General features: G+C 52.5%; 11 protein-coding genes. 6 read left to right on the top strand and 5 right to left on the bottom strand.

What is annotated here, in order from left to right:
- Positions 1-3 precede the first annotated feature (3 nt).
- The 4 genes from FW415_RS18205 to FW415_RS18190 all read left to right on the top strand — a co-directional run bounded on the left by FW415_RS18205 (position 4) and on the right by FW415_RS18190 (position 4547).
- Positions 4-606 (top strand): hypothetical protein, encoded by a 603-nt coding sequence (locus FW415_RS18205; RefSeq protein ID WP_148387930.1) that lies wholly within the window; start codon positions 4-6, stop codon positions 604-606.
- A 345-nt stretch (positions 607-951) separates the two neighbouring features.
- Positions 952-2085, top strand: a complete 1134-nt coding sequence (locus FW415_RS18200; RefSeq protein WP_148387928.1) for a hypothetical protein — start codon at positions 952-954, stop codon at positions 2083-2085.
- On the top strand, positions 2085-3182 hold the full coding sequence (locus FW415_RS18195) for a hypothetical protein (protein WP_148387926.1): 1098 nt from the start codon (positions 2085-2087) through the stop codon (positions 3180-3182). Before FW415_RS18200 ends, FW415_RS18195 begins: the two co-directional genes overlap by 1 nt.
- Before the next feature lie 165 nt (positions 3183-3347).
- Positions 3348-4547, top strand: a complete 1200-nt coding sequence (locus FW415_RS18190) for a molybdopterin molybdotransferase MoeA (RefSeq protein WP_148387924.1) — start codon at positions 3348-3350, stop codon at positions 4545-4547.
- 9 nt (positions 4548-4556) lie between these two features.
- On the opposite strand, the gene FW415_RS18185 is transcribed toward FW415_RS18190, so the two are convergent.
- From FW415_RS18185 to FW415_RS18170, 4 genes are all read right to left on the bottom strand, one after another.
- On the bottom strand, positions 4557-5462 hold the full coding sequence (locus FW415_RS18185) for a PorP/SprF family type IX secretion system membrane protein (RefSeq protein WP_148387922.1): 906 nt from the start codon (positions 5460-5462) through the stop codon (positions 4557-4559).
- A 31-nt stretch (positions 5463-5493) separates the two neighbouring features.
- Positions 5494-6189 (bottom strand): gliding motility-associated C-terminal domain-containing protein, encoded by a 696-nt coding sequence (locus FW415_RS18180; RefSeq protein ID WP_148387920.1) that lies wholly within the window; start codon positions 6187-6189, stop codon positions 5494-5496.
- Positions 6190-6352: 163 nt separating this feature from the next.
- Positions 6353-8653, bottom strand: coding sequence for a BamA/TamA family outer membrane protein (locus FW415_RS18175; RefSeq protein WP_148387919.1), 2301 nt, complete (start codon positions 8651-8653; stop codon positions 6353-6355).
- Positions 8654-8659: 6 nt separating this feature from the next.
- Complete coding sequence (locus FW415_RS18170; protein ID WP_148387917.1) at positions 8660-13687, bottom strand: translocation/assembly module TamB; 5028 nt, start codon at positions 13685-13687, stop codon at positions 8660-8662.
- Positions 13688-13918: 231 nt separating this feature from the next.
- On the opposite strand from FW415_RS18170, the gene FW415_RS18165 reads away from it, so the two are divergent.
- Positions 13919-14779 carry a DUF6089 family protein gene (locus FW415_RS18165; RefSeq protein ID WP_148387915.1) on the top strand — a complete coding sequence of 287 codons (861 nt, stop codon included), beginning with the start codon at positions 13919-13921 and terminating at the stop codon, positions 14777-14779.
- A 217-nt stretch (positions 14780-14996) separates the two neighbouring features.
- On the top strand, positions 14997-16922 hold the full coding sequence (locus tag FW415_RS18160; protein WP_148387913.1) for a menaquinone biosynthesis decarboxylase: 1926 nt from the start codon (positions 14997-14999) through the stop codon (positions 16920-16922).
- Positions 16923-17014: 92 nt separating this feature from the next.
- Here the strand turns inward: FW415_RS18160 and FW415_RS18155 are convergent, their stop codons facing one another.
- Positions 17015-17413 (bottom strand): hypothetical protein, encoded by a 399-nt coding sequence (locus tag FW415_RS18155; RefSeq protein WP_148387911.1) that lies wholly within the window; start codon positions 17411-17413, stop codon positions 17015-17017.
- Positions 17414-17479: the final 66 nt, after the last annotated feature.

Below are 17479 nucleotides of genomic sequence, written 5' to 3'. Positions count from 1 at the left end.
AATATGAAAGCAATTTCAAGATTAGCTATTATTACTACAATTATATTCGGGGTGCTTACCGGATCATGCAATTATGGAACAGGAGTTGGGGAAAAACGAAGAACTCCCAGTGACTTTTTGAATAATGTACCTGTCAGACCAAGTATGTATTCGGCAGATAAAACGGTCATATCTAGACAGCTTCAAGATTTTTTGAATGAACATAAATATTCATTTTACAGTAAAGAGTATTTTGATTCCACAGTATTAAAAATTGATACAATCCTTTATAATAAAGAGTATAATAAAGTGTCAATTTTTGTTGTGACAAAAAATCCAGTTCATAGACAATTAGTGCCTAATCAAAAGCATTCATGGTATTATGATTCTTATTGCTATATTGGTATACGGCAGAAGGATACCTTTAATTTGAAATGGATGCGCCCTTTCAGTGTGTCAAATTTTTATAATGAAAAGGAAGCAGTTAATTATTTAATGCAGCAGTATTTTAACGAGTTCTCCACTCTGAGGAATGCAGACGGAAAGTATGCTCATGATTTTAACTTGGATGACAAACGATTTTGGGAGAGCTCAACATGGGGAAAGTACTTTAAATCAACAGATTAGCATTTGGGCTTCACTAAAGGAGACCCCAAGGTTACAGAGAGAAAAGGTAGTTATAAAGTATATTCTTTGCATATTATTTGCTGGTATGTTTGGTTTGATGTGTAAAGCACAGGTCAGTGTAACGACGGAAAGGAACAAAAAGGGTCTGTTGTTCCTGTCAAATAGTAATTTTCAGTATGACTGGATAGAAGGTTACTCGGAAACCAGGAGTTTAGGCTTTCATTAAAGCGCTGGAATCCCGACAGGAAGCAAAATAGGCTAAACATTAACAACATCACCCGAAACCAAACATAGCCCGAACATCAGCATAACCTAAACATCAACATAACCCGAAAATTTATCCTTATGCTCAGAATACCCATCCTCCTGCTGCTGATCGCGATGATCACCGTAAAAACCCAGGCCCAGCATTACGATATCCTGACCTATAACCTGAACAACACCCCTGTAAACGGTGTAAAGATCAAAACGAACATGCCTTTCACCAATTCCAGCCAGATGCCGACGCTGATCTTTGAAGGATATAATTACGGCACAGCAAATCCTATCGGCCTGCTGCTGACCTACTACATCTACAACGGAGCTTTCACAAATGCGAAGCTCTCCTCATACGGTGCTTACACACCGCCCATTTACCTCGCTAACGAAGGTGGTAAAGTGGTTATTTTTATCAACAGTAAAGATTACTACCAGCGTTTTTCCATAAAGGCATTTGCCCAAGGCATGACAGCCGAAACTGCCGCCAACTTCCAGGGTTGGACGGTTGCAGATGAAGCGCTGTCGGGCACTGCCACGGCTTCCGTACTCGTGCCATACCAGAATGTTTTTGCCGGAAGGGTGGGGATCGGCGCAGGGAGCCCGGTAGCCGGATTGCATGTAGCCAGCGCTGTTACACAAGCCAACGGAGAGATCGCTGCCGCAATATTGGGGAACGCTTATAATCACTGGACCTATTTCGGCGGTGCAACCGCAGGTAAAATACGCGGCAGTAACGAAGGGTATCTGGATCTGGAAACCAATCCAAATGGCACGAATAAAAATATATATATGAATTCCGGCTCCTCCGGGAACATCCTGATGACGAACGGGGGCGGCAGTGTCGGCATCGGCACCAATTACCCCGGTACGTACAAATTAGCAGTGGAAGGCACCATCGGCGCACGCAAGGTAAAAGTCACGCAAAGCACCTGGGCGGATTTCGTTTTCCAGCCGGGATATCCGCTTCCGTCCCTGGCTGAAGTGGAACGCTACATCAAATCCCATCAACATTTGCCGGACATTCCCTCGGAAGAAGAAGTGATCAGTGATGGTATCGATCTTGGTGACATGAACAAAAAACTCTTGCAAAAAATAGAGGAATTAACGCTGTATCTCATCGACATAGAAAAGGAAAACAGGCAGATGAAAGAACGGTATGACGATCTGGAAAAACGGTTGGGGAAAATTGAAAATGCCGCAACGAATAAATCTATACAATAATGAAACGGATATTTATTACGACACTCCTGTGCATGCACACATTCACTGTATTGTTCGCCCAAAATTCCCTGTCGCCCAACCTGATCCGCAACTCATACATGGATATTCTGGATGGTGTTGTACCGGCCGGTTTTTCGGTTTCCGGTAATTTGACACTCACTGCCATGCACCCTTATACGAAAGGATTTGAAGGGCCTTATCTTCCTTCAGCTCCCGCAGGCGCCGCGGCAACGGTGGATGTCGCTACGCAGCAGAACCCCTATTGGTACGGTGTCTACAACAAAGGCCCGAGGGTTTACAGGGGTGGACTGGCTGACGGGTGGTTAAACTATCCCGGCGGCAAAATACTGAAGATCACGGGGGATAATACCGGAGCAAGCACCATGATGTATTTCCCTTTTGAAAGGAATGTGCTGACCTCCAAATTGCGTTTGCGGGCCTGGGTAAAGATCGTAGCCGGAGAATCTGTAAGCTTCGGTACGGATGCCGGATTGGCAAATATTTATTGGGGTGGCTACACCTTGTTGAAAGCAACGGCAGATGCGGGACCCAATGGTTGGTATTATATCGATCAGGTCATCAATACCTCGCGGACTACTTCCCTGACCACCAACGTGTTTTCCATGGGATTAAAAGGCAACAACATAGAAGTGTACCTGGCATTGCCTTACCTTTCCGTATTGGAAGATCAGACATGGCTGCCAAGCGTTGCCGATATGCTGAATCGTGATGGATTGTTTATTCATCCGCTGACGCAGAACATCGGGATCGGCACAAAAGATACCAAAGGGTACAAACTGGCAGTGAACGGAGATGCCGTCTTTACCAAAATAAAAGTGAAATCCTTTTCGGCATGGCCGGATTATGTCTTTCACCCGGAGTATAAATTGGCACCGCTGAACGATGTGGAGGCCTTCATCAAAAAACACCGGCATCTGCCGGAAATCCCCCCGGCCCGGGAGGTCGAACAAAATGGACAGGATCTGGGGGAAATGAATAGCATACTGCTGAAGAAAGTTGAAGAACTAACCCTTTATATGATCGAAATGAAAAAAGAGATCGATTCCCTGAAGAAAATAACTGATCAGAATAAGTGAGTTTAAAAAGCACATTTCTATCTTTTTATCGAATGGAATGAACTAAAACCACATTTTCCCGCAAATAATATCCGTTTTAACGTATTTTGTGCAAAGAAAAACAAGAATAGTATTATATTTAATATATCCTGTTCTGGTCTTTTTCCCATAAAAACGCCGAGACACATGATCAGTGTAACCGCCGCCATGCAACAGATTGCGGCTTGCAGAACCAGTTGGGGAACAGAAAGCGTACCACTTGAGCAATCCATCGGCCGGGTTTTGGCCGAAGCTGTCACGGCTGACCGCGACTATCCGCCTTTTCACCGCGCTATGAGAGACGGGTTTGCCATTCGTTTTTCGGATTACGATGCATCCGGCCGGAAACAATACCCTTTTTATAACACCATCCGTCAGGGAGACAACCTTCCACCTGACCATGCCGTAAAAGTTCCTGCAGGGGGCATCCTCCCGCCGGAAGCTGATATCGTCATCGGAACAGAAGACGCGCAGGAACAAAAAGGACAAGTAACTTTTTCAAACGGGAACCTCCGGGTATACCAGAACATTTTCCATAAAGGAGAAGACGCCATGGAGGGCCAAAAGGTGCTGGAGGCCGGTACACGCATCCACTTTCAGCATCTGGCTCTGCTGGCATCTTTCGGTGTCGCTTCCGTGAAAGTGCATCGCCCGCCACGGGTGGTGATCATCTCGGCGGGCAAGGAATTGCGCCTGCTGGGCGCTCCGGTGGGGCTGGACCAGCTCCGCGATGCCAACAGTTACACCATCAGGGGCATGCTGCAGCAATACGGCATCAGTCCGGAACCGGGCTTCCTTGCACCGGAAGAGGGAACGGCATTGCAGGAGCTTGTTGCAGCTTCGCTGGATGCGGACCTGCTCGTGATCAGCGGGGGAATGACGGACAGCAACACCAGCGCCATTAAAAAAGTGTTGCTGGAATGCGGTGTGGAACAGGTGTTTCACCGCGTCAGGGCCAATCCCTGCAAACCGCTCTGGTTCGGCTACAGTCCTACTAAAACCAGGGTGCTGCTTTTTTCCGCGCACCCTTTTGCCGTACAAACGGGGAGTAAACTTTTCCTTGAAACATATATCCGGGCCTGTTGGAATCTTTCACCGGTCAAACCCTGGTGGTTGCCGTACACGGATCAGCGCACGGCGGTGACGGCGCTGGATGAATATGTGCCGGCTGTGCTGCTGCATAAAAATGGTCTGCGGGTGCGTGGATTGCACGCATCGGGCAACATCGTTTCGGCGGCGCATGCAGATGGTATCATTTGCCATGCTACGGACGCGGGAAGCCTGGAACCCGGTTCGCTGGTGCCGTTCTACCCGTGGATAGATACGCAGGCGCCGCAGGTGCTTTAAAATTTAACACTACTTGAACAACCGGATACTCACATTGACCCCAAAATTCCCGTCCACATTCGTTTTCACTCCAGCCGTCTGCGAGGTATAGCTCATCTGCACTTCTACAGTGTTCTTGAAATGGAACCCTATCCCAGCGGTCACGCTGTTGCTGGTATGGTACATGGCGAATACGTTGGCGAAGTTGCGGGCGAGACTAACGTTGGCGCCTATATCCACAATACTTTTATAACCTCTCACGCCCCGTATGGCTACTTTGGGTTCCCAGGAAGTGACCTGTTCGCTGTGCGTGCCGAACTTGTACGAAACAGCGGCGTAGGCCATGGTGGTATTGCGGCTTTCCACGCCCTGCTTGTTCTGAAAAGTACTGGCCAGGTTGGGCAGTGCGGCCTGTATGGTCAGCTGTTTATTCGTATAGGCCATACCGAAGTCGGTCTCAAAATAATTGTCGCGGCGGTTGTAGGCGTCTACGGAAGGATCATCCTGGTCGCCAATGATCTTGTTGCGCTGAATGCGTTTATTGTCAAGGCCCAATGTTAATCCAAGATGGAGATACTCGTTTTTCTCTTCATTCAGCGGCAGGTGATAGGCATAGGTAGCGCCTACGCGGGTATGGTTGAGCACACCGGCCCGGTCGCTGTACACGGTGAGGCCGGCGGACATTCTCGGGTTTACGCGGTAATCGCCGGTGAACAGGGTCGTAACGGGACCATCAGGCACGTCCGTCCACTGCTTTCTGTAGCCGACATTGATGTTCAGCCCGGAATCAAGCCCGGCCATTGCGGGATTGGCGAGGAACTGGTTCTGGAAGTACACGGCGGGCATCGGGTCCTGCTGGGCGCTGCTGTTGCCGAAATGCTGCGCTTCGGCCAATACCGGCAGCAATATGGTCAATAGGGTAAAGATTCTTTTCATCGGGATAGGTTCAATAGGTACAGGGAAATTTTTAGTGTCTGTCTCTGATCAGTGTGATGGTGCCTTTGAAGGGATTCAGCCCTGCTCCGAAATCGATCACGTAGAGATATACGCCTTCCGCAAGCGGGGTGCCGTTGCTGGTGGTGCCGTTCCAGTCGTTTTGATAGTTCTTCCGGTAATACACTACGCGGCCGGAGCGATCCACTATCCTTACCTCATTATTACCATGCGGCGGCAGGTTGCGTACGATCCAGGTGTCGTTCTTCCCATCCCCGTTAGGCGTTACCAAATTGCTGGCTTCAATGCTGTTCGTGATCTCGTACACATCGATGATCTGGATGGAAAACGGCCTCTCCATAAATTCCCCGTCTTCATTCGTTACCCGCACTCTGATGGTATAACTGTGCTTTGTCTCATAATCGAAAACCATCGCGGCCTTGAGTGTGTTTCCGGCTGTAATAAAGGCCCCATTGTCTTCATCGCCTTCCCCGGTCACGAGCGAATAGGTGCATACGCCTGCGTCTGCATTCGTGCTGAACAGGCCGATCACGGTGCCGATGGCATTGCTTTCATGAATCTGGTTCGCGTTGAGGTTCAGCTCCGTAGGGATCAGGAATGCCGCATGTGTTTTAGTGGAAAGGAGCAGCAACAGGGATAGTACCTGCCCTGCACGGAAAGCCCATGCAGGGATCAGGGTTTTCATCTTATAGGGTAAAAATCGTTTCATGCATAACGTTTTATGGTTATCAGGCTTGGTTAAAAAAGGCCTGACACCAAAAACTCATGACCGGAGCGGTTTTCTCTCTTGAGATCTTTGGGAACAGGCATCCGCACTGGATGCAAATATATTAAAACTTTAATTAAAATAACAAAATAAATATATGTATAATTTAGAACGGATAACCGATGGCGATATTCAGGATGAGGTTCTCCTTCCGCCAGGCGCCGTCCCCGAAATTTATCTGCTTCATCACCCAGCGCTCGCCTTCCGGCAGCCAGGGCTTGCGGAGCGGAAAAGCGAGGTCGAAGCGCACGAGCAGAATGGAAGCGTCTATCCGCAGGCCCAGCCCGGCGCCAACGGCCAGTTCTTTGGAAAACCGGCTGAAGCTGAAAGCCTTGCGCGGGTCTTCGGACTGCCCCAGCCAGATGTTGCCGGCGTCTATGAATGCGGCGATCTCCAGCAGGCTGGCGGGCTTGAACCGCAGTTCGGAGTTGCCTTCCAGTTTGATGTCTCCCGCAGCATTGGCCAGCAGCAGGTTAGTGGAATCATTGACGCTTTCATGATACGAGCCGGGCCCGAGCGTACGGGCGCGGAAAGCGCGGATGCTGTTGCTGCCCCCGGAAAAGAACTGTTTCACAAAGGGCAGGGTGGGCGGAATGCCGAGCGGCGTTTTCCCATAGGCGTAACCGTAGCCGGCATATAACCTGTTCACCCAGCGCCATTTTTCAGACAGCTTGAAATAATGCCGTCCCTCGATATTGAAACGCAGGTATTGCGAGAAGTCGTTATTGAATACCCGTTTTGTGCCGTCCGGTTGCTTCTTTGCCAGCAGGCCGGCCAGGTTGCCGGCTATATCGGCATTGAAGCTGGCGTAGAAGCTGTGGTATTTTTCAACGGACTGGTTATTGAACGTTATGGTGTAGTTGCTGCCGAGGATGAACTGCTTCGATACGGATTGCGCCAGGGCCGGGTCTTGTTCCTTCTGCTGCTGGAATTCATCGGATTCCTTCGATGGCAGCACATAGGTGATCGCCACCGGGTACAGCGCATGATCGAGATAGCGCGTCTGTTTCCAGATATAACCATACTGCATGTTGAATGCATTGAGGTTATACAGGTTGGGCCTGCTCAGTAGCTCATATCCTACACTGAAGCGGGTGCGCGGAACATAGGGCGTCCGCGGGTTGAATTTGATGACGGGTGTAAAGAACCTGGGCAGGGTTAGCGCTACCTCGGCATTCAGGCTGTATGCATTGGTGGAGAGCTGGGTGGTCTTGCCGCCGACCTGTGTTTCAAAACCTCCGCCCAGATTGACCTCCAGCAGATTGGCCCGGTGCTGGAAATTTCTGTTGCGTGCAGATATCTTTACCTGCGAACCCACGAAGCTGTTGGATTTGGACGTGCCGGACACTTCGAATTGCAAAGATCGTTTAGGGTAGGGGGTGAGGAAGAAATTGGCATAGAGCAGGCTGCTGTCCCGCGCGGGACGGAAGTTGGCCCGCACGAACTTGAAGGTACCCAGGTTCACCAGCCGCTGCAGCGTGATGTTATGCGAACTGAGCCGGTAGAGGCTGTCGTTCTGCAGGAACACGGAACGGTCAAATACAATGGGCTTGTACAGGGAATCCGGGTCGATGATCTTGAAGTTCTGATACTGTATGCCCTCATTGCCCCGTTGTATGCTGTCCTCTGCCAGATCGTAGTTCGTATAGAGCGTTACGCTTTTCATATAGAATTGCCGCAGCGCTACGGGGGGAGTAGTTTTTTTGATGGCGAGGTAAAGGTCTACTTTGCCTTTCAGGGTACTATCCACTTTTACGAGCAGGTAATCCGGCGTGAAATAATAGAAACCGTTCTCTTTCAGATAATCGTGTATCCTTTCCCGTTCTTCCTTGATCTTGTCCAGGCTGTAATTATCGTCCGGCTTCAGGATGGTCCCGCCGGTGGTTTGCATGATATGTTTCCCCAGCAGGCCGGTATCGGTATCGAACCGTACCCGGCGGATCGTATAGCGGTGATGCGGGGTTACGGTGAATTTTACACTGGCTTTTTTGCTGCCTTTGTTGTTGATCTCATGATCCACTTCAGACTGAAAATAGCCGTTATCTTCGATATAGCTGGTCAGGATGTCTTCCGTATGCTGGCCTTTGAACTGGCTCAGCAATACAGGTGCTTCCCCCCATTTATTGCGCAGCAGGTGGTTGAGCCCCTTGCCTTTGGGCTCGTTGCCGAGATTGTACAACCATAGCTTGATGGGCATGCCCAGGAATTTTCTGTTCGGATTGGGGCGTATGCGGTCTTCCATGCCGGATTCCAGTTCGCTGTAGTCCTTCGGCTTCTTGTCGTCCCATTTGATCGTTGCGCCGGTGTACAGCCTGTCACCCTCCGGCACGGTGCGGGTGGTGGAGCAGGCGCTCAGCAACAGGGCGCCGGATGCAAGGATCAATATGTGTTGCAGGGTTCTGATCATAAACTGTTACCTGGTTTCCTCCCGCAGCCTTTGCCGGCGGGCTTCTTTTTTTGATTTGCTGAATATTTCCCGGAATTCGTTGTAATCCATGACGATCATAAAGGTCAGCCCGGTTTCCACGATCTGGCCCTGTACCACGGTTTCCGTGTGGTTGCGCTGGTAGGCCCGGAGGCGGTACCGGCCATCGGGTGTGAGCATGTATTCCGCGGATACGTCACCGATCACGGAACTGGCCTGCTGCCCCTGCGTTTGCGCGCCGGATATGCCGATATTGGAGCCTACGCTAACGATCAGCCGGTCGCTGAACAACCGCTTGGATACATCCACTTTCAAATTAGTGCTTTCCTGCCGGTCCCCTGCATCTGTATAGGCATCCGAGCTTTCCAGGTCGAAATTCACATCAAAGCCTTTAATGAGACTCCCGGCCAGATTGTTCAGCTGCTGGGAGACGAGTTTGCTCACACTCCGCCGGGCCATGTCTCCCACACCGCTGGTGGCCTTGGTATCCAGCTGATCGAACGGATTTTCGGAGATGAAGCGATTCAGCACCAGCAGCCCCATGACCTGTTTATTCAGCTCTGATTCCACCTGGTTGATCTGTTTGATGCGGGTGTACACCATGCCGTTCAATGCACCCTGGTCTTTTTCAGGCATATCCAGCTCAAAGGCGATCTCGGGTTTCATCAGTTCCCCGGTGATCTTCAGGAAAACCTCTACGGGCACTTTCTGGTTGAAGCGCCCGCGGGTGGCATCGGAGCTGCTGATCTGGTCGGCCACCAGGTCTGCCGCTACGGCATTCACATCATATTTGGCGGTGATGTTCACATCGGCGCTGAGCGGATCGCCATTCCAGATAATGGTGCTGCCTTTCTCGATGGCAAATTCCCGTTTGATCAGCTGGTTGAGCGACATGGCATATTTCCCTTCGTCTATTTCGTAGCGCCCCGTGAGGCTCATCTTGCTGCTGGGGTCCATCGTCAGATTGAGGGTGGCATTGCCTTTCACTTCCAGGAAATCGCCGTTGGACTGGTCTATAATAAGTTTGAGGGTGGACTGGGGCGTTACTTCAATATCCCCTGAAAACACAAATCCCTTGATCCCCGAGCTCCTGCTGCGGCCGGTATCTGCCTTCACCCGGAAAGTGGTATCGTACATCGTGGCGGGATCGAAAAACTCGATGACGCCTTCGCGGCTGGCGATGCCGGGTTCTTCTTCGGGTATCATCACGGTGACGCTGGATTTCTCCCGCATCTTCAGGTTCATCTCCACCCGCGGCAGGTCCAGCGAACCACGGATGCGCGCCCGTACATCCACAAAGGCCGGCCCGTAATAAAACTGATCGGGGTCGTTCGTGGCAGGCCCCAGCGCCTGGAAATTCTCCGCATTCAGGTCCAGGTTCAGCTGGAACCGGGTGAGGTCCCTGGTCAGTATCTGCCCGTTCAGCACGGCTTCATTCCCGCTGCTGTCCGCGATCACGAAATTGTTGAACTGTATGCCCCGGTCGTCCAGCGCCAGATCTTCGGATGGCAGCTGAATGATGCTGTTGATAGCGGTCACTCTGCCTTTTACTTTCTCAAAATGCATGCTGCCGCGGATCTCGGGTTGGTCTGTAGTGCCTTTTACAGTGGCGTTGCCGGAAAGATGGCCGCTCATGGCGGTGACGTTCCCGAACGTGAACGGCTCTACGCTTTGCATGGTCAGCCGGGTGATGTCCAGCCGGAAGTCCATCACCTCCGCATAGGTGCCCTGCAGCCGGAGGTCGTTATCATTACCCTTTATCGTGGCATCGAGCTGAACGGCCTTTTCTGCCGTGGTATTGGCATTGAGCACCAGCTGCCCGAGCTTTGAGCCCATCACGGCGAGGCTGTCTATCGTCAGTTTGCCGTCTATCAGCGGGGAGCCTGCCAGGTTGGTGATCACGATGCTGCCATTGCTTGTACCTTCCGCCAGCGCGGTATCTTTTTCTATCAGGCTGGTGATGGTGTTCAGGCGGAAGTCTTTCAGGCTCAGCGTCAGGTCAGGCAAAGCTTGTCCTTCGGCCGCGCCATTGCTGGTGATCCGGAGCGCCTGTGCGCCCTGTTGTATACCGATGTCTGCAAATGCCACATCGCCGTGCTGTATCAGCAGCCGGTTATCCCCGGCGGGTGACCAGGGCTGCCGGTTCAGCACGAGCTTTTCTTTCAGCGAGATCAGCAGGCTGTCGTCCGGCAGGAAGCTGATCAGCCCGCCGAGATCGTATTTCGGTGATTCGTTGCGGTTGCCCATGACGAGGCCCCAGTCCACCACGCCGTCATTGGCTTTTGCATTCAACTCCGTGCGTTGCAGCGGTATCTGCGGATGGTACATCCGGCCAAGCACGACGTTCGCAGCCATCTGCGCGGTATCCGCGGTAACATCCACCAGCAGGGTATCTACTTCAAAAGAATCTATCCGCATCCGCGGCAGGGCGAACCTGGCGCTGAGCAGGCTGCTGTCCGTATGCAACCGCCCCCGCAGTGTTAGCGGTTCCGGCAGTTCTACATCGGGGAGCAGCTTGCGTAATGATTTGGGTATGGAGAGGCTGCCGGAAAATTCCAGCCACTGGCTTTCCGCTGGAGCGGCGGTGGCTGTTGCGGCGCCTTTGGCTTCGAGGTGACGGGTCACAAGGTCTCCCGCGGCGGCGGCGAAGGTCTGGTAGTTGAAATCCCCCGAGGCGCTGATAAAGCCGAACGGACCGGTCAGGCTGATCTTTTGCAGCCCTTCTTCTATCCCTGCTTTCAGCAGGATGCTGTCCATCGCGTACATCTCTTTTTCATCCATCAGCTGGATCTTGTGTACGGCGGCATACCCGCTCAGCTTGCGCGGCGCCAGGTTGTCCAGCTTCGCATCGAGGCATGACCGGAGGGTCATGGGAGAGGTGGTGAAATTTGTGGCGTAGAGGTCCAGCTTGTCCAGATCTACTTTGGCCGTGATGGCGGGGTTCAGCGTATCCAGTTTGCCGGATACCGCGAAATTGGCTTTGGCGCTGGAATCATTGATGGCGCCTTTTGCGCTGTAGGCATTGTTTTCCACCTGGGCATCCATTTGAATGCCGTGATAGGTATAACGGTTATAGGTAAACGATGTTATCCCTGCCGAGGCGTTGGCGCGCATCGTCCCGGGATCTGTGCCTTGCCCTTTTGCGGTGAGGTTGCCGGTGAGGCTGCCCATAGTGGTATCTCCCAGGAGGCGGCCTATTTGCAGGCCGTCGATCTGCAGGGCGGCATCGTAACGGATCTTTTGCATGTCGGAGAAATCTTCCAATGCCCCTTTGAGGTGAGCATTGCCAAGTTCCGTACTCAGCTGAAGGTCTGGCCGGAGTTGCTGCATGCCGCCCCGGATGCTGCCGTTGATGGCCATCCTTTGGGGCAATTGCATGGAGGCGGGTAGGGTATTGGCGGGCAGCCAGGAACGGACGCCCCGGTCGCTGCTCTGCACTTTAATGGTCACCAGATCGGCGCCCATACGTTCCGCATCGGTCACCTGGTAGGCTTTCCCTTTTATATACAGATAGTTCTGATCATTGTCTTTGACCTCCATGCCGGGAATGTCCAGCAACGCCAGGTTACCGCCAATTTGTCCATGCAGACTGAGCTGTTTTTTCCACAGTGGAGCCAGCGAAGGGTCGTTGCGCATATCCGGCACAAAATACAGGGCTTCTTCCATTGCTAACGTGGACGGACGTACGTCCGCATCGATCTGCAGCAGGGGCAGCTGACCGGATAAAGTGGCCCAGGATTCCGTCCGCAGGTGAACGTCCGCATCTATGCGGCTGCGGCCTGTTCGCAGCAGGAAGTCTGACAGCTGTGCTTCGCTGTTGGTGTACAATGCTTTGCCTTTCAGCTCCTTCAATACCAGGCCGCTTTGCTCCTGCATGGAACCGGCGTTGATCGTTGCGAAGGCACTGTCGGCACTATAACTGAGGTCTTCCGCATCGAGGAACAGCTCCCGGATGCCGAGGTGACTGTAGTCCAGCGCGTTCGCATAGGGTATCTTCGGCGTCAGGTGGTCGTTCATGGCAAAGTCCAGCCCCTCCACCTGTAATTTTTTAGCGAGCACTTTCCAGGTATTGGGCGCGCCGGGCAGGGTGTCTGCCGCCACAACGAGGGTATCCATCGCCTGCCGGAAATCGAGGCTGGCGGTGGTTTGCTTTACAATCAGCGCATCGGCGGAAATGAAGGTCTGCAGCAGATCGAATTGCGCCTTTCTCAATTCCAGCGAACCGATCTGCCCGTTGGTGGACAAGCCTCCGGATTCATCGCTGTAGGACCATTGACTGTTGCGGATCACCAGCTCCCGGGCATAGAGGTCCAGCGGTGTGGCGGTGGTGTCTTCCGGTTCATCTTCTTCCGGGCGGACGCGGTATAATTGCTGGATGCTGGCTTGCAGGCCATCCAGCAGGAGATGCTTGATGTGATATTTGCCGTCTCCGGGCTGCAGATCGTCCGGGCTGAGTTCCAGCTCCTTCAGCTGCACATGGGCAAGCATGCCGCCGAGTGTGTCATTGAAACGGAGGGTGATACGCCGCAGGGCAACATTGCCGATCCGGTATTGCAGGGTAGTGCCGGATTCTGCTATCACCGTGTCTTCCGTTGCGGAAGGGGAGCTGAATGCATCGATAATGAACTGGTAATTGAATGCGGAGTCCGTTGCCGGCCGGTACACATTGACCAGGGCGTCCTCCCAGTGCAGTGACTTTACATGCAGCTCGTTGCTGAACAGGGCAAAGAGGTTGAAACGGACGGAAAGCTGATGGCTGGAAAGAAGGGTGTCTTTGCGGGTATCGCCTACGAACACATCATCCAGCCGGATCGCATTCAGCCAGGTGACCCGCAGTCCGCCTATTTTTACATCGGTCTTCAGCTGCCCCTGCAGGTAAGATACAGCCCTGGTACGCAGGAAATTCTGAGCTACAGGGAGTTGCAGCAACAATAACAGGAAAACGGGCAGTAACAGCAAGGTTAATAAACTACCAACGATCCATCGAACGATCTTTTTCCGGCGGGGGACACTCACGTATTAATTCGGTTTTATGTTTCGGCAATTCCTATGCTTCTCAAATATCATACCCGCCACAAAAATAAGGGTTTATGCACATCAGCGGCGCTAAAGGCTTTTATTATCATATCTTTATAATTGTAATAAAGAGGAAAAATGTATAATTTAGTCCCCGATCATAATGACTGGTGATACTATTTGACGTGCCTGGTGCGTTCTATGATCGGTAACCTATTAAAACCATACACATTGAAAAAGATCCTTGGATTTGTTTTAATGCTTTCAACCCCGATCTTCACGTATGCTCAGGATTGGCATGTTGGCCTTATCGGCGGGATCAGTAATTACAGCGGAGACCTGAACGAAAAACGGGTTGACTTTCGGTACACCCGGCCCATGGTAGGATTGATGGTGAAGAAGGACATGAACCGCTTCCTGACCCTGCGCGGCGGCTTCAGCTTTGGCATGATCGCCGGGGCGGACAGCACCAATGAAAGCCTGGCCCTGGTAGCCCGCAACCTTTCTTTCCGTTCCCCCATCTGGGAAGGACAGCTGGGTGCGGAACTGAATATCCTGGATATCGATGATAAAGGTTTTACACCCTACATTTTTGCCGGGGTGTCTTTGTTCAGTTTTTATCCCACCACGCGGGATTCCCTGGGCAACAAGATCGCTTTGCGTCGCCTGAGCACGGAAGGGCAGGGGCTTCCACAGTATCCTGAAAGAGGTAACCAGTACGCCCTGCATCAGGTGTCTATTCCTTTCGGCGTGGGTTTCAAATACATTTTTACAGAGAAGCTGACGCTGGGTATAGAAACCGGGCTGCGCGCAACCTTCACGGATTACCTGGATGATGTGAGCACCACCTATGTGGATCAGAATACTTTGCTGGCGGAACGCGGGCAGGCTGCGGTGGACTTTTCCTACCGCGGGGACGAGACGAACGGGGATAAGGTGATCCCCAATCCGAACTATCCGCTGGATGGCGCCCAGCGTGGTTCTGCAAAGTATAAGGACTGGTACATCTTCACCGGGTTTACGATCATGTACCGCATCGGCGGAGGCAGCAGCGGCCGCCCCACGAATTTTTCCCGTTGCCCGCGCATGTAAACTTGTTTTGGCACGATGGTTGCTTTCAGAACGGCATCATCCCCCAATCAAGTCCTAATAGAAAAAGTAAAGGTTGTCCGTTTTTGCGGGCAATCTTTTTTTGTGCCAATGCTGTTCAATGATTTCGCTATCGCGATCAAGTCCGGCCCCGGTTCTCCGGACCTTTTTTTATCTCCTTTATCCAACGTACTTTTGTGGCCTGAACGAAAGCACAATCATGGCATACAAGCACCTCAGGCATTTTATAGATACACTGGAAAAAGCAGGGGAACTGGTGCGCATCAGCACCTATGTAAACCCGGCATTGGAAATAGCCGAGATCGCGGACAGGATCAGCAAGTCCCCGGACGGGGGCAAAGCCCTCCTGTTCGAGAACACCGGATATGATTTCCCTGTGCTGATCAATTCGATGGGCAGTTACCGCAGGATGTGCATGGCGTTGGGCGTGCAGGAGCTGGATGATGTGGCCCGGGAAATTGAAGGGCTTTTTAAAATGCTGTCAAAACCCAAGGAAGGGATACTGGACAAGCTGTCCATGTTGCCGAAGCTGGGGCAGTTCGCATCCTGGATGCCCAAGGTAGTATCCGGGCGCGGCAGTTGCCAGGAGGTGGTCATGGCCACGCCCGATCTTGGAAAGCTGCCGGTGATGACCTGCTGGCCGCAGGATGGCGGGCCTTTCATCACGCTGCCGGTGATCCATACAAAAGACCCGCATACCGGTTCCCGCAACGTGGGGATGTACAGGATGCAGGTATTTGAAAAGGATATGACCGGCATGCACTGGCATAAACATAAAGTATCCGCCAAACATTTTTCCGAATACAAGAAACTGAATAAACGGATGCCCGTAGCGGTAGTGCTGGGCGGCGACCCGGTGTACACCTATTCCGCTACCGCGCCTTTGCCCGAGAATGTGGATGAATATATGCTGGCCGGTTTCCTGCGCAGGAAAAAGGTGGAGCTGGTGAAATGCATTTCGCAGCCCGATCTGGAAGTGCCTGCGGATGCGGATTTTGTCATAGAAGGATATGTCGATCCCGGAGAAGAGCTGATCTGGGAAGGGCCTTTCGGCGATCATACCGGTTACTATTCGCTGGCCGACTGGTACCCGCGTTTCCACGTCACCGCTATCACCCACCGAAAAGACGCCGTGTACCCCTCCACCATCGTGGGTATTCCCCCGCAGGAAGATGCCTGGATCGGCAAGGCCACGGAACGTATCTTCCTCGCGCCCATCAAAATGACCCTGGTGCCGGAGATCGTGGATATGGACATGCCCGTGGAAGGCGTCTTTCACAACCTGGTGACCGCACAGATACAGAAAGATTATGCCGGTCAGGCGCAGAAGGTGATGAATGCGATGTGGGGAGCCGGGCAGATGATGTTCAACAAAATACTCGTCGTAACAGATACCGGTACAAGCATCACGGATTATAAAGCGCTGGCGCAATATGCCTTCCGTCACCTCAACCCCGCAACGGATATCTATTTCAGCCAGGGCCCGATGGATGTGCTGGACCATTCCTGCTCCCGCATGGGCTTTGGCGGCAAAATGTGCATAGACGGAACAGCGAAGCTGGAAGAAGAGATCGATGAACGGTTTGACAACAGCATTTTTACACCCGAAGTACAGGCCGCTTCACTCATGGCCGCTTTCCCGGAGATCAGGGGAGTGAATGCCTCGTTGCTGAAAGAGGGGATACCCTGCATCATCGTTGCCGTGGAGAAAAGCCGCAAGCACCATGTGCGGGAACTGCATCCGCAGGTAGCGGCGCAGCCTGGCATGGAAGGCGTGAAAATGGTGCTGTACGTAGAGCATACGGTGGATGCGCAGGATCTGCCTTCCGCCCTCTGGCGCTTCTGCAATAACCTCGATCCGAAGCGGGACAACATCCCGGCGGAGCGCCCCTCGTCCCGCAACCCGGATAAAGTGACCGCCTGCATGGGGCTGGACGGGACGCTTAAAACAAAAGCCTTTGATGATTTTCAGCGGGACTGGCCGAATATCATCGTAGCGGATGATGCTACCATCAAAGCGATCGATGAAAAATGGGCGCAGCTGAACCTGGGGCCATTCCTTCCATCTCCCTCCCTGAAATACAAGCAGCAGATCTATGGGGAAGGGGCTGTGGTAAGCCTGTAAGCATATTTTTATAGTATGGGAAGCCGCCTCCGCACAGGGGCGGTTTTTCATGCCGGGACGTGCCGGGCATGCGGCCGGAGCAGCTGCGCTCCCTACAGCAATAGCAACACCGCAGCAGCGGCTACCAGCACGGAAAGCAGTATCCTGAACTGCCCGTTCAGCCGGAGCATGCGGCCGAGGCTGAAGCAAACAACGCCCGATGCAATGCCGGCCAGCACTTTGAAGCCGATCACAAAATACCGCCTGATATCCGGGGAAAGATCGAGGAAAAAGAAGGTAGCCAGCAAGGCGATCACCAGTACCGTACCGCCGATGACCGTACCGCCGTTGTCTGCCGTTGCCCGGTAATGGTCAAGATAACCATCCCAGACCTTTTTGCCCATTTCGGCATGGTATTTCTCGCTTCTTCCGGCGCTGGTCGTAGGTTCATAGAACCAGCCACCCGTCACGGACTGCCGCGCTTTTCGTACATCATCTTGTTCGGAATCCATATGAATCAGTTTTAATAACGATAAATCGGTGCCGGCTTTGTTCCGGCGCCTGTTTTGGGGTGGTCC

Source organism: Chitinophaga sp. XS-30, assembly GCF_008086345.1.
GTDB lineage: Bacteria > Bacteroidota > Bacteroidia > Chitinophagales > Chitinophagaceae > Chitinophaga.
Note: the sequence above shows the minus strand (reverse complement) of the source record. Positions and strands in the feature narration are given on the sequence as shown.